Genomic DNA, 14,557 nt, shown 5'->3' on the forward strand with positions numbered 1-14,557 from the left:
CGGGCTCAGCGGCTGCGGAGCGTCTCGCTCGGCAGGTCCCCGAACCGCGCTCGGTACGTGGCCGAGAAGCGTCCGAGGTGCCCGAAGCCCCACGACCGAGCGACGTCCGCCACCGAGGTCTCGTCGCGGTCGGCGCGGAGCAGCTCGGCCCGGGCGCCGTCCAGCCGGACGCTCCGGAGCAGGTCGCCGGGCGTCTGGTCCAGGTGTCGACGGAGGGACTGCTGCAGGCCGCGCGGGCTGAGCCCCGCGGCCGCCGCGATCTCGGGCGTCCCGATGGCTTCGTGGGCGTGCTCGTGCACGAACTCGAGCGCCAGGCGGAGCCGCTCGTGCTCCGGCCCGCTGCCGGTGACCGAGGCGCGCCACCGGCTGCGCTGCGGGAACGCCTGGAGCGCCGCGTTGACGAACGACTCGGCGATGTCCCGCTGTGCGACGGGCGAAAGGCCGCTGTCCATGTCGAGCCACGTCGACGAGTGCGCCCGGACGACCGACTGCCAGGCGCGGATGCCCTCGGCACTGGGCCGGCGGAGTGCTTCGAACACGAAGTCGTCGTCGCCCACCACGCTCCGCACGAAGTCGCGGTCCAGGTGCACCATGTTGAGCGCGATGTCGCGGTCGTGCAGCTGGAAGGTGTCGGCGAACGGGAGGACGACGGGGACACCGACCTCGAGGTCGAGGGATTCGCCGGCGTAGGTGAACGTGGCGGTGCCGTCGCGGACCCAGGCGATGACGAACTCGTCGTCGGTGCGGCTGTCGGTGCGCAGGTCGACCATGAACCGGGTCGACCGCAGCGACATCCGCTGGTCCCCGACGCCCGCGAAGTCCCAGTGGCTCTCGCGGCGCGTGCGTCGGACCGCGGGTGCTCGGAAGTCGTAGTCGCTCCCGAAGAACGCGAGCGCGTGGTCGACGTCGCTGCCGACCACGCGACGGAAGTACCGCTGGCCCGAACGGCAGCCGTCGACGACCGTGCCGCCCACTGCGGACGACGTGTCCTGCGGTGCGGCCGACGTGTCGGTCTTGCTCTGAGGCGACATGCACCAGAACGTACATCGCACCACCGACAAAAGTAGGTGGCTTCCTGAATCACATAGGTCAGACGCTGACGCAGGAGTCGCGCGAGCAGCGGCATCGACCCGTCGTCAGGGCTGCAGGATCGCCTGCCCGACGCTCTCGTCGATGATCAGGTCCGTCACGAGTCCGGCGGCGAGCGCACCGCGCAACGACGCTGCCTTCGAGCGACCCGCGACGACGCAGACCCGACGAGGCGCCCGCTTGATCGTGTCGAGGTCCGGACCGCCGGCCCGCGCGTTCACCCCGATGTCCCGCCACGATCCGTCCGCCCGGTAGAAGACCGTCGACACGTCGCCGACGACCCCGGCGCGGGAGAGCTCGTCGCGGTCCGCCGGGTCGAGGTACCCGCCGGAGTAGACGTGCGAGGGGACCGGGGCCTGGGGCGCGCCGACCCCGAAGACCACCAGGTCCATCCGCTCGTGCAGGTCGAGCACGCGGCGGATCGAGCGTTCGCGGAACAGGGCCTCCTTCGTCGCGGGGTCGTCGAAGAACGCCGGCACCGGGAACTGCTGCACGAACGCCCCGTAGGCCTCGCCGAAGCGACGGAGGATCTCGGACGCGTAGACGATGCCGGTCGTCCGGGTGTTCGCGGCGCCGTTGATCTGCACGACCGTCGAGCCGTGGGTGGTCTTCGGCACGAGGAACCGGCTCACGGCGCTCACCGTGGAGCCCCACGAGATGCCGATCACCATGTTCGAGTCGACGTACTGGGTGAGGATCCGGGCCGCCGACAGGGCGACCCGTTCGAGCCGGTCGACGTCGCTCGTGTGGTCCGGCACGGGGACCACGTGTGCGTGCACCCCGAAGCGCGCGCGGATGTTCCGGCTGAGCGCGGCGGCCTGGTCGAGGGGCGAGCGGATCTGGATGTCCACCAGCCCGGTGTCCCGGGCGTACTTGAGCAGGCGCGAGACCGAGGACCGCGACGTCCCGAGCTCGTCCGCGATGGCGTCCATCGTCAGGTCCTGCAGGTAGTACAGGTGCGCGGCGCGCAGCGCCTGCTGCGTGCGCATCGGTTGCGCGGCGTCACTCATGAGAACTGAGCATGCACGGACGTGCACGGCCTCTGCAACCCCTGTCGCGCCTCCCGGCAGTGGCATCCGGGTCGCACCACAGGTGTGCTGCACGTTCGTGCAGGCGAGTTGCCCGGCTTTCCACGGAGGCGGACGATCGTAAGCGACCCACGGAACAGACCAAGGAAGCGATGCACATGTCGAAGAAGACGCAGCCCCGGAACACGGTGACGGCCCTGACCGAGCGCCCCCACGCACAGGTCCTCGTCGTCGGTGGTGGCATCAACGGCATCGCCACCTTCCGCGACCTCGCCCTGCAGGGCGTCGACGTCGCCCTCGTCGAGCGCGGCGACTACGCCTCCGGCGCCTCCGCGGCGTCGAGCCACATGATCCACGGTGGGATCCGCTACCTGGAGAACGGCGAGTTCCGGCTCGTGCGCGAGAGCGTGCAGGAGCGCAACGGCCTGATCCGCATCGCCCCGCACTACGTCAAGCCGCTGCAGACCACGATGCCGATCTTCTCGACGTTCTCCGGCATCATGAACGCCCCCTTGCGCATGCTCACGCACAAGCAGCGCTCCACGAAGGAGCGCGGCGCGATGCTCATCAAGATCGGCATGACGATCTACGACTCGTTCTCGCGTGACGGCGGCTCGGTGCCGAAGCACGTCTTCCGCACCAAGAAGGCGGCGCTCGAGGACATGCCGGCGCTCAACAAGGACCTGAAGTACACGGGGACGTACTACGACGCCAGCGTGCACGAGCCCGAGCGGCTCGCCCTCGACGTGCTCAAGGACGGCATCGCCGCAGGAGCCGACCATGCACGTGCAGTCAACTACGTCGAGGCCGCCGGCACCCGCGACGGCGGCGTCCTGCTCCGCGACCGCGAGACGGGTTCGGAGTTCGTGTTCACCGCCGAGGTCGTCATCAACGCCTCCGGCCCCTGGACCGACCTGACCAACGAGGCCCTCGGTGGCGAGACGAAGTTCATGGGTGGCACGAAGGGCTCCCACATCGTCGTCGACAACCCGGAGCTGCTCGAAGCGACGAAGGGCCGCGAGCTGTTCTTCGAGAACAACGACGGCCGCATCGTCCTCATCTACCCGCTCAAGGGCCGGGTGCTCATCGGGACGACCGACATCGACGCCGACCCCGCGAAGCCCGTCGTCACGACCGACGAGGAGATCGACTACTTCTTCGGGCTCGTGAAGCACGTGTTCCCGCAGATCGAGGTCACGCGCGACCACATCGTCTACAGCTACTCGGGCATCCGGCCGCTCCCCCGCCACGAGGACACCGCCCCCGGGTTCGTGTCACGTGACTACCGGATCGTCGACACCACGATCGCCGGACTCCCGAACAGCACGGTGCTGTCGCTGGTCGGCGGCAAGTGGACGACCTTCCGCGCCCTCGCCGCGCACCTGTCCACCGAGGCGACCCAGAAGCTCGGCATCGCCCGGAAGGTCGACACGACGGGCATGCCGATCGGCGGCGGCCGCGAGTTCCCGACGACGGACGCCCAGCGCGCGCTGTGGATCAAGTCGCACCGGGACGGTCTGGACGCCGGACTCGTCGAGGGGCTGCTCGAGCGCTACGGCACCCGTGCCGCCGAGGTCGTGGACGTCCTGACCGACGGCCCGGTCGAGCCGCTCGAGTCCGACCCCGCACTCACCCGCGCCGAGGTCCGGTACTTCGCCGAGCACGAGCACGCCGTGCACCTGATCGACGTGGTCCTGCGCCGCACGAACCTGGCGTTCGTCGGCGGGGTGACGATCGACCTGCTCGACGAGCTGGCGGACGTGCTGGCCGAGGCGCTCGACTGGAACGCCGAGGAGCGTGCGGACGAGGTCCAGCACACGCTCGACGTCCTGCGCGAGTCGCACGGGGTCATCGTGCCGCTGACGAGCGCGCAGCAGCTGGCGTAGCGCGCGGCCCGCGGCGGGACGGGCCCGTCTCGCCGAGACGCCGCCGTCCCGCCCAGACGCCCCCGTCCCGCCGAGGCGCCGCCGAGTGCGCGAGACGCCGCCACTTCCGGCGGCGTCTCGTGCGTCCGGAGGTGTCTCGGGTCTCCGGCGGCGTCTTGCGTCCCCGGAGGCGTTTCGCCCAAACGCCCCCGTCTCGCCGAGACGCCGCCAACCCCACGAGACGCCGCCACTTCCGGCGGCGTCTCGTGCGTCCGGAGGTGTCTCGGGTCTCCGGCGGCGTCTCGCGTCCCCGGAGGCGTTTCGCGCAAACGCCCCCGTCCCGCCGAGACGCCGCCGAGTGCGCGAGACGCCGCCACTTCCGGCGGCGTCTCGTGCGTCCGGGGGCGTCTCACAGCGACGCCGGCGTCTGGCACAGGCGCCGCCGTCTCGCGCAAACGCCGCCGTCGCGCAGCGGACGGGAGGCATGGTGCCGGCTGGCACCGCCCCTCCCGCCCGGCGCGCGCCCGCTAGAACCGCTCGCCCGTCGGGTCCTGCGCACTCCGGTCGACGAGGTCGTCTCCCCCGACCGGCTCCCCGGCCCAGTCCACGAGCCGCCACCCGTCGTCGAACGATCCCTCGAGTTCGACGATCCCGGTGTTCTCCAGGTTCCGCCGCGTCCCGAACTCGTCCGGCGTGTTCTGCGCGGCAGCACTCGCCCACGTCCGGATCGCGGCTCCGTGGCTGACCGCCGCCGCGACCTCGGCGCCCGTGGCGATGATCTGCCGCACGGCGTCCGCGTAGCGGGCGAAGAACTCGTCGCCGCTCTCCGCGCCCGGCATCCGGGTGCTCCGATCGCCCTGCGACCACCCGTGCACCGTCGCGATGTACGTCTGCACGGAGACCTTGTCGCTCTTGCCCTGGGTGTCGCCGGCCTCGATCTCGCGAAGGCCCGGCAGCACCACCGGCTCGATCCCGAGCGCAGCGGCCAGTGGCGCGGCGGTGACCTGCGTTCGGACCATCGTGGAGGTGAAGAGCCGTTCGATCCCCCGGTCGGCCAGGGCTGCGGGGAGGGCGTCGGCCTGGCGCTGCCCGAGCTCGGTGAGCCCCGGGCCGGGCACCGCGGCATCGAGGATCCCGTGGACGTTCGCGGGGGTCTGGCCGTGGCGGATCAGCAGCAGTCGCATGCCGCCACCCTACGGAGCGCCGCCGACCCCGTGCGCCCCGGAACCCTCATCCGGCACGCACCCGCGCCGCGTGCGTCGCGCTCATGCACGCGCATGCGCCGGCAATCCACCTGTCGATCGACGCGTGCCCGGTCGACTCATGCACCCACATCCGGTGCGTGCGCATCGAGCGACGATCGACCTGTCGATCGACGCGCGTCTCGTCGGAACATGCGCACGCATGTCGAGCGAGCCCGGCGTGCTGGTAGCTTCCCGCTCATGGCGATCGAACCCGAGACGAAGAACTGGACCTGGGTCATCGACTCCCCGTGCCCCGAGTGCGGCTACGACGGCAGCACGGTGTCGATCCGGGACGTGCCCGGCATCATGGACGCGAACACCTCCGCCTGGCCCGCCGAGCTGGCCCGAGCAGACGTGCACGAGCGCCCGGACGACCACACGTGGTCCCCGCTGGAGTACGGCGCCCACGTGCGGGACGTGCACCGCAGGATGCTCGGGCGGCTCCAGCTGATGCTCGCCGAGGACGCCCCGACCTTCGCGAACTGGGACCAGGACGCCACCGCGGTGGAGGACCGGTACGACGAGCAGGACCCGACCGTCGTGGCACGCGAACTCGGCGAGGCCGCACACCGGGCTGCCCGCGCGTTCGACGAGGTCCGGGACGACCAGCTCGAGCGGACCGGCCTCCGGTCCGACGGCAGCACGTTCACGGTCGCGTCGCTCGCGGTCTACTACGCGCACGACCCGGTGCACCACCTGTGGGACGTGCGGCGCACGCGGTAGGCGATCCGGGCCTCCCGGCCTGGAGGCGCGACCCACCACCCGACGCGCGTCGCGTCGATCAGGCGAGTGCGTCGAGCAGTGCGCGCGCCGTCGCGGCGTCCGTCACGAGTTCGTTCACCAGGCCTCCGCGGACCGCGCCGAGGATGCTCGGCACCTTGTGCTCGCCGACGGCGACACCGACGGCGTGCGGGACGGCCGCGAGGACCTCACGCGAGGTCCGGACCATCCGGTCGCTCCCGGGGAACTCGATCGGGGAGCCGTCGGCGGCGTAGAAGTCGAGGCAGACGTCGCCCGCTGCCCGGTCGAACACGTCGTCGTCGACGGGGAGTCCCCGGGCCAGCGCATGCCGGGTGACGACGGGGGCGCCGATGCCGAGGATCGCTCCCTTCGCCCGACCCCACAGGCCGACGACGTGCTGGAACGCGGGGTCCGCGTCGAGGGAGGTCCGGAGCGCCTCGGTCGGCAGCGCCGGCGCGAAGAGGAACGCCGGGATCGCCCCGGACCGCTCGGCGGCGGCCCGGGTGATCTCGTTCGTCTGGAACCACCGGTTCGGGTCGGCCTGCCCACCCACCGTCGGGACGAGCTGCACGCCCGGCATCGGCGGCATCGCGGTGTGTGCGATGTCGTGCACGGTGCTGCCGGAGGAGACCAGGACGGCGTCCCCGGGCTGGAGGCGCATCCCCTCGACCGCGGCGGCGACGGGGAGCGCGAGGTCGACCCCGAGCGTCGCGGCGTGCGTGACGGCTGCCAGGTGCACCGCCTGCAGGCCGAGCACCAGCTGCAGGCGTTCGGCGAGCGCGACGGTCTCGTCCTGGAACGGGTCGACGACCTCGATGCGGACGAGCCCGGCCTTCCGGGCCTCGGACACCAGGCGGCTGACGGTCGGCCGGGAGACGCCCAGGCGGTCCGCGATCTCCGCCTGGGTGGCGTCTTCGAGGTAGTACATCCGCGCAGCCTGGTAGACGGTGTCGAGCGGGAAGCGGGTCCGGGTGCCCTCGGGGCCCGCAGGGGTGCCGGCGCCGGTCGGGATCTCGGAGGACATGGTGCGGACCTTTCGACGCGGGGGCCCGATGATCGTAGCGCCGGGCCCCGACGCCCAGCGGACTGTCGGTTGGCGGACGTACCGTGCTCACGACTCCAGCGCATCGCTGCCGTCGCTCGTTCCCGAGGGGATCCGATGAAGAAGTCAGCTTGGTTGCCCGCCGTCCTCGCACCCGTGGTCGTCGCCGGAGCCGTCGCCGCCCCGATGATGGCGAACGCCGCGAACACCCCGATCGCCGGGAACCACCCGACGGCCGCGCAGGTCATCGCGAGCGTCGCGAAGTCCTCCGACGCCCAGTACTCCGGCAAGCTCGAGCAGACCAGCGCGCTCGGCCTCCCGCAACTCCCGTCGGGCTCCGGCGGCTCGTCCGCTGAGGGCAGCGCGGCCGACACGCTGAGCCTCCTCACCTCGTCGCACACCGCCCGGCTCTACGTCGACGGCCCGGACAAGCAGCGGGTGCAGCTGACCCAGCAGCTCGCCGAACAGGACGTCGTCCGCAACGGGACGACCGTCTGGACCTGGGACTCCAAGAAGCGCGCCGCGACCCACGTGACCCTGCCGAAGGACACCGCGGGCTCCGGCACCGACGCCGCCGGCACGGCGACCCCGGCGCAGCTCGCCGACCGCGCAATCGCGGCCATCACGCCGAGCACGCAGGTGTCCACGCCGTCCGAGGTGCAGGTCGCGGGGCACGACGCCTGGCAGATCACCCTGACCCCGAAGTCGTCGGACACCCTCGTCGGCTCGGTCCGGATCGCGGTCGACCAGCAGACCGGCCTGCCGCTCCGCGCGACGATCACCGCCAAGGGCCAGCAGGACCCGGCGTTCTCGGTCGGGTTCAGCAGCCTGGACTACGGCGCACCGGCGGCGCGGCTCTTCGACTTCACCCCGCCGAGCGGCGCGAAGGTGACCACGAAGGACCTCTCCGACGCGGCCGCTCGTGACCACGCACACGGCGCACGACACGGCGACGCGGTCCGTCCGGGCCAGGGCGTCGACCCGACGGTCCACGGCACCGGGTGGGACACCATCGCGGAGCTCCCCGCCGGGACCGTCGACAGCTCCAAGCTCGGGAAGGACGGCTCCGGCCTCCTCGACCAGCTGACCACCGCGGTCGCCGGCGGGCGTGCGGTGCAGACCTCGCTCGTTTCCGTCTACCTGACCGACGACGGTCGCGTGCTGGCCGGTGCCGTTCCGGTGTCCGCCCTGGTCGCCGCCGCGAAGTGAGCCAGACCGACCAGGCCGGATCGGCGGCAGTGACACCTGCCGGCGCCGGGGTCGAGCTGGCGATCCGGACGACCGGGCTCGCCAAGGTCTTCCGGAAGCAGCGTGCGGTCGACGGCATCGACCTGGCCGTCCCGCGTGGAGCCGTGTTCGGGTTCCTCGGTCCGAACGGCTCCGGCAAGACCACCACCATCCGGATGCTGCTCGGGCTCTCGAGCGCCACCAGCGGCACGATCGACGTCCTGGGCCGACCGATGCCCACGGCCCTGCACGAGGTCCTGCCCCGCGTCGGCGCCCTGGTCGAGGGACCGGCGTTCTACCCCTACCTGTCCGGGCGCGCCAACCTGCACCGGTTCGACGCCGCTGATCCGACCACGGACCCGGCGACCCGGAAGGACCGTGTGGCGGCCGCCCTCGACCGGGTGGGGCTCACGCACGCAGCGGACAAGAAGGCGCACGCGTACTCGCTCGGCATGAAGCAGCGGCTCGGGCTCGCGAACGCACTGCTCGCACCCCGCGACCTGCTCGTGCTCGACGAGCCGACGAACGGCCTCGACCCCCAGGGAACGCGCGAGGTCCGGAACCTCATCCGCTCCCTCGCCGACGACGGCACCACGGTGTTCGTGTCGAGCCACCTGCTCGCCGAGATCGAACAGGTGTGCACGCACGCCGCCGTGATGCGCACCGGCCGGATCGTCGCGCAGGGATCGCTCGACGACCTCCGCTCGACCGGCGCCCGGACCGTGACGGTCCGCACGCCCGACCTCGGCCAGGCCGGATCGGTCCTGACCCGCCTGGGCCTGGTGCCACGGCACGAGGGCGGTGCGGACGTCCTCGTCGCCGACCTGCCGAACGAGGTCCTGCCCGAGAGCATCACGACAGAACTCGTGCGCGCGGACGTCCGGGTGCGCGGACTGACCGTGGGCGGTGGCACGCTCGAGGACCTGTTCGTCGCGCTCACCGGAGAGGGATTCGATGTCGCAGCCTGACCAGCACACGGCCCCCGGGACCAGGACCGACACTGACGCGGCCGTCGTCGGCGGAGGCGACCGGGAGGACCGTGTCGGGACGGCGACCGCTGTGTCCCCATCTGGCCGCCGGCCCCGGACCTTCGCGCTCCTGGGCTCCGAGCTCGCACTCGTCTTCCGTCGACGGCGGACCTGGGCGATGCTCGGCGCGCTCGCACTCGTGCCGATCCTGATCGCGATCGCGGTCCGGCTGACGACGGGCCGGGACTCCGGCGGTCCGGCGTTCCTCGGCGACATCACGAACAACGGGCTCTTCGTCTCCTTCACCGCGCTGACGGTGTCGATCCCCCTGTTCCTCCCCCTGACCGTCGGGGTCGTGGCCGGTGACACCGTCGCGGGCGAGGCCAGCCACGGCACGATCCGGTACCTGCTGGTCGCGCCGACCGGCCGGTTGCGGTTCATCCTCGTCAAGTACGTCGGGGTGATCGCGTTCTGTCTCGCCGCCACCGTGCTCGTCGTGCTCGTCGGAGCGGCGATCGGCGCGGTGCTCTTCCCGATCGGACCCGTCACGCTGCTCTCGGGCACGCAGGTCGACGGCTGGTCGTACGCGGGGCGGGCCCTGCTGCTCGCGCTGTACGTGACCCTGTCGATGCTGGGGTTGTCCGCGATCGGGCTCTTCGCGTCGACCCTGACGACCGTCCCGGTGGGGGCGATGGCCGCGACGGTGGTGCTCGCGGGCGCGTCCCAGGTCCTCGACCAACTCCCGCAGCTGGACTGGCTGCACCCGTTCCTGTTCTCCGACCAGTGGCTGGGGTTCGGCGACCTGCTGCGCGATCCGATCTCGTTCGACTCGTTCGGGTCCAACGCGCTGCTGCAGCTCGGCTACGTCGTCGTGTTCGGAGCACTCGCGTACAGCCGGTTCGCGACGAAGGACATCCTCAGCTAGGCACCGGCCGACCGATGGTCAACGGCACGCGCGGCCGGTCTGCTCGTCGAACGACGTCGTCCCGGCAGCGGTCCCCCCGAAGTCCGGGGTGCCGTCAGGGCGCCAGTGCACCGGCGCAGCGAACAGCGCGCGGTCGTCCCAACCGTCCTGGGTCCCGGTCTTCGCGTGGTAGATGTTCCACAGCACTCCGCCCGGGCCGCGCACCGGCGCCGACTCCCCACCCGGACCGGTCACGTGGCCGCCGGAGGTCAGTACCGGTCCGCGCTTCCCCCACGACGACGGGTCGGTGAGGTTCGCGCTGCCGTCGTGGACGAGTTCGCCCAGCGCGTAGTGGGACGTCCAGGACGCATCCGCGTTGTAGACGATCGTGAGGGTGCCGTCCGGGCCGACCCACGGCTCCGGGCCCTCCTCGATCGCCTGCACCGCGTGCTCCCACGCGCGGGTCGGGCGGCCGATCGTCGTCGTCGTGCTCGCGTCGACGTGGAGCGGGTCGGTCATGCGCGCGATCGTGATCTGCTGCGGGGCGTCTCCCCCGTTGCCGGCCGGGGTGCCGGACCACGTCATCCACCAGGACCCGCGGTACCGGAACACGCTGGGGTCGATCGCCCAGTGGGTCGCGTCGCCGACGATGCCTCCGGCGAACGACCAGTGCCCCGTCGCGTCGGCGGTGTCCGCGGTCAGGGCGAACACACGGTGCGTCGCGTTCGTCGCCGGGTCGCCACCGCGGTCGGTCGCGGCCGCGAAGTAGACCACCCACCGGCCGCGCAGGTACTCGATCTCCGGCGCCCAGGTCTCCGCGCTGTGGTCGGTGCCCGCGGGCGCCGTCCAGATGACGGTCGGGGTGGCGGTCCCGAGGCCGGCGATGGTGCGCGACCGCGTGATCGTGATCGACCGCTGGCCGTCGGACTGCGCCAGGTAGTAGTGACCGTCGTGTCGGACGACGGAGGGATCGGCACCGACGCCGATCGGGTTGTCGAGCGTGCAGGCGGCGGCATCCCGCGCCGCAGCGGCGTGCAACTCGACGGGGACGGCGATCCCGGCGGCGACCGCGACGGCCGCCGCCGCGATGAGCAGCCGGGGTCGCCGGGCCAGCCGGGGTCGCCGGACGGTCATCCCTTCACACCGGCGCTCGCCACGGAGTCGACGATCTGCCGCTGTGCCACCGTGAAGAGCACCAGGACCGGGATGCTCGCGATGACCGCACCGGCCATCACGATGCCGAAGTGGGTCGAGTAGGCGCCGGACAGGACGTTGAGTCCCGGCTGCAGGGTCAGGTGCTCCGGGCTGAGGAGCACGTACACCGGCCACAGGAAGTCGTTCCAGTTGTTCAGGAACGACAGGACCGCGAGCGTCGCCAGCGCCGGCCGCGACAGCGGGAGGACCAGCTGCAGGAAGATCCGCCAGTCGCCCGCACCGTCGAGACGCGCGGCTTCCTCGAGCTCGACCGGGAGCCCGGAGAAGAACTGCCGGAGGAAGAAGATGCCGAACGCACCGGCCGCCCCGGGGACGGTGATCGCCCAGATGGTGTCGAGCCAGCCGAGCTGCTGCACGATCAGGTAGTTCGGGATCAGGAAGATGACCGGGGGCACCAGCAGCGTGGCGATGATGGCGCCGAACACCAGGCGCTTGCCGACGAAGTCGAGTCGGGCGAGCGCGTAGGCCCCCATCGACGCGGTCACGAGGATGAGCACCGTCTGCAGCGCCCCGGCCGCGAGGCTGTTGAGGAACCAGCGGAAGATCGGCTGCTGCCCGTTCGACAGCGTGCGGTACGCGTCCAGGGTCCACGGACTCGGGAACGGCTGCGCGGCGTTCTTGATCGCGTCGAAGTCGCTCTTGAACGACGTCAGGAAGATCCAGAGCAGCGGCAGCACGATGAGCAGCGACAGCACGACGAGCACCGTGTACAGCGCGGTCCGGGCACCGTTCGGTCGTCCAGGCCGACCGCGCCGGTTCGTCGGCCGTGGAGCTCGCTCGACCCGCCGTCCGTTCGGCTCGGCGGCGGCGGTCGGCTCACTGGTGACGGCGGTCATGCCTTCTCCCTCTGCAGTCGGAAGTTCACGATGCTGATGATCGCGAGCACGGCGAACAGGACGTAGCTCATCGCGCTGGCCGCGCCCATGTTCCCCTGGGCGAGCCCCTGGTCGGCGATGTACATGATCACCGTGCGGGTCTGCGTCCCGGGGTGCCCGTTCGTCAGGATGTACGACTGCCCGAACATGTTCGCCGAGGCGAGGATCGTGGTCGTCGAGATGAAGAGCATCACCGGCCGGAGACCCGGCAGGGTGACGCTGAAGAACTTGCGGAACGGGCCCGCACCGTCGAGCGACGCCGCTTCGTACAGGTCGGCGCTGATGCCCTTGAGGCCCGCGAGGACGATGACGGTGTTCAGCCCGGAGGTCCACCAGACGGTCACGCCCACGAGCGAGATCCAGGCCCACGGCACGTCGACGGTCCACGGGGTGTCGTTCGGCAGCCCGACGAGCCCGAGCAGGTGGTTGAGGACACCGGACTGCGGGTCGAGGAGGTACTTCCAGATCACACCGATGACGGCCACGCCGAGCACGTACGGCGCGAAGAAGACCGCGCGGAACACGTTGGTGCCGCGGAGCTTCTGGTTGAGCAGGACGCCAGCCACCAGGGGGACCGCCAGCAGGAAGGGCACGCTCAGCACCGTGAAGATGCCCGTCGCGCGCATGCTCTGCCAGAAGTCGCCCGAGGTGGTCGACCCCGGCGTGAACAGGTCGAGGTAGTTCTGGAGGCCCGCGAACGGGTGCAGCGGGACCATCGAGTTCCAGCGGTGCAGCGAGATCCAGAGCCCCATCACCGCGGGCACGATCACGAACGCGATGAAGACGACGAGGAAGGGCGCGAGGAAGACGTAGGCGGTCGCGGTCCGCCGGGAGGCCCCCCGGCGGGCGGGCCGTGCGGCCCGCCCGACGGGGGTGGTGGGGAGACTAGCCACCGTAGGTCGCCTTGTTCTGCGCGAGCAGCTTGGTGGCCTGGGCGGCACTGGCGTCGAGCGCCTGCTTCGGCGTCATCTTGCCGAGCACGGCGTTGTTCACCGCGGTCGTGATCTCGGCCTCGGCGTTGGTGATGCCGGGCGCGACCGTCTCGTAGTGGGCGTACGGCAGTTCCGCGAGGAACGGCTTGAGGTGCGGGTACTTCGCGACGAGCGACGGGTCGTTGCGGACCTTGTTGTTCGCCGGGAGCTCACCGGTCGCGGCCCAGCCGGACGAGTGGTCGTTCATCCACTTGACGAACACCGCGGCGGCAGCGGTCTTGTTCGTGTCCTGGCCCTTGTTGGCGAGGAACTCCCAGTCGGTCGAGCTCGCCCAGACGCCCTTCTGCGTCCCGATCTGCGGGACCTCGGTGGCCTCCCAGTTCGTCTTGGACAGCGCGTCGTTCGTGGTCTGCCAGACGCCGTTCCAGTTGTAGGCGGTGTCACCCTTGACGAGGGCGTTGATGTTGCCGTCCTGCGCGACGTTCTTCGGGCTGTAGCCCTTCTTGATCGCGTCCGTCATGTAGGTGAGCGCCTTCACGCCGGCGGGCGAGTCGAAGGTCGCCTTCGAGACGTCACCGTTGAACAGGTCGCCGCCGTACTGGTACAGGAGCGACTCGAACTCGAACGTGCCGGTGAACACGTAGCCGTCGACCCACTCCCCCTGGACACCCTTCGCCTTCAGCGCGTCCAGGTTGGCGATGTACTTCGCGCCGTCGGTCGTGGTCGGGTCGGTGATGCCCGCCTTCGTGGTGACGTCCTTGTTGACGTAGAGCCCGAGCGGCGTGACGCTCCACGGGATGCCGTACTGGTCGCCCTTGTACTGGTTGCCGGCGAACAGGCCCTTCGGGAAGTCCGACGCGGTGTAGCCGAGGGACTTCACGATCTTGTCCGACTTCAGCAGCAGGCCCTGCGCGGCGTAGGTGGCGATGTCGTCACCGTGCCCGACGGCGACGTCCGGGCCCTTGCCGGCCTTGACGGCGAGCGGGAGCTTCGACGAGATGTCGCCCCACTGCATCGGGACGTCCTTGACCTGGATGTTCTTGTGACTGGCGTTGAACTGCGAGACGAGCTTGGGCACGAGCACCGGGGCTGCGCCGCCGGTCCAGCCGTTCCAGAACGTCACCGTGACCTTCGGGCCCTTGTAGGCCCCTCCGGACACGGAGGCCGTGGTGCCGCCGCCGCCCGAGCTGCAGGCGGTGAGGGCGACGCCGAGTCCGACCGTGAGCGCTGCCGCGACGACGCGCTTCGCGAGGTGTTTCCGCATTGAGTTGCTCTCCTTTGAGTGACGCCCACGACGAGCCGGGTCCGAGGCGGACACACCAGCGTCGATGGGACCGACTGCCGAAAGTTACAGCGCTGGAATCGCGAAAGTCAAACGCTAGGCTCTGCGGCGTCCGTTTCGTGCGGGACGACGGCGAATGGAGACG

Annotated in this window: 13 protein-coding genes; 5 read left to right on the forward strand and 8 right to left on the reverse strand. The window is 71.0% G+C overall.

Going from position 1 to position 14,557, the window contains the following annotated elements:
• Positions 1 to 5: 5 nt before the first annotated feature.
• Both J7E22_RS13395 and J7E22_RS13400 read right to left on the reverse strand, forming a co-directional pair.
• A complete protein-coding gene (locus tag J7E22_RS13395) occupies positions 6 to 1,031 on the reverse strand; it encodes an AraC family transcriptional regulator (protein ID WP_214982310.1) in 1,026 nt (341 codons plus the stop codon).
• 105 nt (positions 1,032 to 1,136) lie between these two features.
• Entirely contained in the window at positions 1,137 to 2,099 is a 963-nt protein-coding gene (locus tag J7E22_RS13400) for a sugar-binding transcriptional regulator (RefSeq protein ID WP_251009114.1), read from the reverse strand.
• A 170-nt stretch (positions 2,100 to 2,269) separates the two neighbouring features.
• On the opposite strand from J7E22_RS13400, the gene J7E22_RS13405 reads away from it, so the two are divergent.
• The gene (locus tag J7E22_RS13405) at positions 2,270 to 4,003 is read left to right on the forward strand and encodes a glycerol-3-phosphate dehydrogenase/oxidase (protein WP_214982311.1); all 1,734 of its coding nucleotides are present in this window, start codon (positions 2,270 to 2,272) and stop codon (positions 4,001 to 4,003) included.
• 506 nt (positions 4,004 to 4,509) lie between these two features.
• On the opposite strand, the gene J7E22_RS13410 is transcribed toward J7E22_RS13405, so the two are convergent.
• Positions 4,510 to 5,166 (reverse strand): histidine phosphatase family protein, encoded by a 657-nt coding sequence (locus J7E22_RS13410; protein ID WP_214982312.1) that lies wholly within the window; start codon positions 5,164 to 5,166, stop codon positions 4,510 to 4,512.
• Positions 5,167 to 5,424: 258 nt separating this feature from the next.
• Between J7E22_RS13410 and J7E22_RS13415 the strand changes: the two genes are divergently transcribed.
• Positions 5,425 to 5,949, forward strand: a complete 525-nt coding sequence (locus J7E22_RS13415) for a DinB family protein (RefSeq protein WP_214982313.1) — start codon at positions 5,425 to 5,427, stop codon at positions 5,947 to 5,949.
• Between the two features lie 58 nt (positions 5,950 to 6,007).
• Here the strand turns inward: J7E22_RS13415 and J7E22_RS13420 are convergent, their stop codons facing one another.
• A complete protein-coding gene (locus J7E22_RS13420; protein WP_214982314.1) occupies positions 6,008 to 6,991 on the reverse strand; it encodes a sugar-binding transcriptional regulator in 984 nt (327 codons plus the stop codon).
• A gap of 135 nt (positions 6,992 to 7,126) precedes the next feature.
• On the opposite strand from J7E22_RS13420, the gene J7E22_RS13425 reads away from it, so the two are divergent.
• The 3 genes from J7E22_RS13425 to J7E22_RS13435 are packed head-to-tail and all read left to right on the forward strand — an operon-like array spanning position 7,127 to position 10,129.
• The gene (locus J7E22_RS13425) at positions 7,127 to 8,218 is read left to right on the forward strand and encodes an outer membrane lipoprotein carrier protein LolA (RefSeq protein ID WP_214982315.1); all 1,092 of its coding nucleotides are present in this window, start codon (positions 7,127 to 7,129) and stop codon (positions 8,216 to 8,218) included.
• The gene (locus J7E22_RS13430; protein WP_308159257.1) at positions 8,215 to 9,204 is read left to right on the forward strand and encodes an ATP-binding cassette domain-containing protein; all 990 of its coding nucleotides are present in this window, start codon (positions 8,215 to 8,217) and stop codon (positions 9,202 to 9,204) included. The genes J7E22_RS13425 and J7E22_RS13430 overlap by 4 nt, the downstream gene beginning before the upstream one ends.
• Positions 9,191 to 10,129, forward strand: coding sequence for an ABC transporter permease (locus J7E22_RS13435; RefSeq protein WP_285439910.1), 939 nt, complete (start codon positions 9,191 to 9,193; stop codon positions 10,127 to 10,129). Before J7E22_RS13430 ends, J7E22_RS13435 begins: the two co-directional genes overlap by 14 nt.
• 18 nt (positions 10,130 to 10,147) lie before the next feature.
• Here J7E22_RS13435 and J7E22_RS13440 read toward each other — a convergent pair whose 3' ends face one another.
• Genes J7E22_RS13440 through J7E22_RS13455 form a run of 4 tightly spaced genes read right to left on the reverse strand, consistent with a single transcriptional unit; the run spans position 10,148 to position 14,394 of the window.
• Positions 10,148 to 11,242, reverse strand: a complete 1,095-nt coding sequence (locus tag J7E22_RS13440) for a family 43 glycosylhydrolase (protein ID WP_214982316.1) — start codon at positions 11,240 to 11,242, stop codon at positions 10,148 to 10,150.
• Entirely contained in the window at positions 11,239 to 12,159 is a 921-nt protein-coding gene (locus tag J7E22_RS13445; RefSeq protein ID WP_214982317.1) for a carbohydrate ABC transporter permease, read from the reverse strand. Before J7E22_RS13445 ends, J7E22_RS13440 begins: the two co-directional genes overlap by 4 nt.
• Positions 12,156 to 13,091: a carbohydrate ABC transporter permease gene (locus tag J7E22_RS13450; protein WP_214982318.1), complete on the reverse strand. Its 936-nt coding sequence runs from the start codon at positions 13,089 to 13,091 to the stop codon at positions 12,156 to 12,158. The genes J7E22_RS13445 and J7E22_RS13450 overlap by 4 nt, the downstream gene beginning before the upstream one ends.
• Positions 13,084 to 14,394, reverse strand: a complete 1,311-nt coding sequence (locus J7E22_RS13455; protein WP_214982319.1) for an ABC transporter substrate-binding protein — start codon at positions 14,392 to 14,394, stop codon at positions 13,084 to 13,086. Before J7E22_RS13455 ends, J7E22_RS13450 begins: the two co-directional genes overlap by 8 nt.
• Positions 14,395 to 14,557 lie beyond the last annotated feature (163 nt).

Origin of the sequence: Curtobacterium sp. ISL-83, assembly GCF_018613895.1 — a bacterium.
Taxonomy (GTDB): domain Bacteria; phylum Actinomycetota; class Actinomycetes; order Actinomycetales; family Microbacteriaceae; genus Curtobacterium.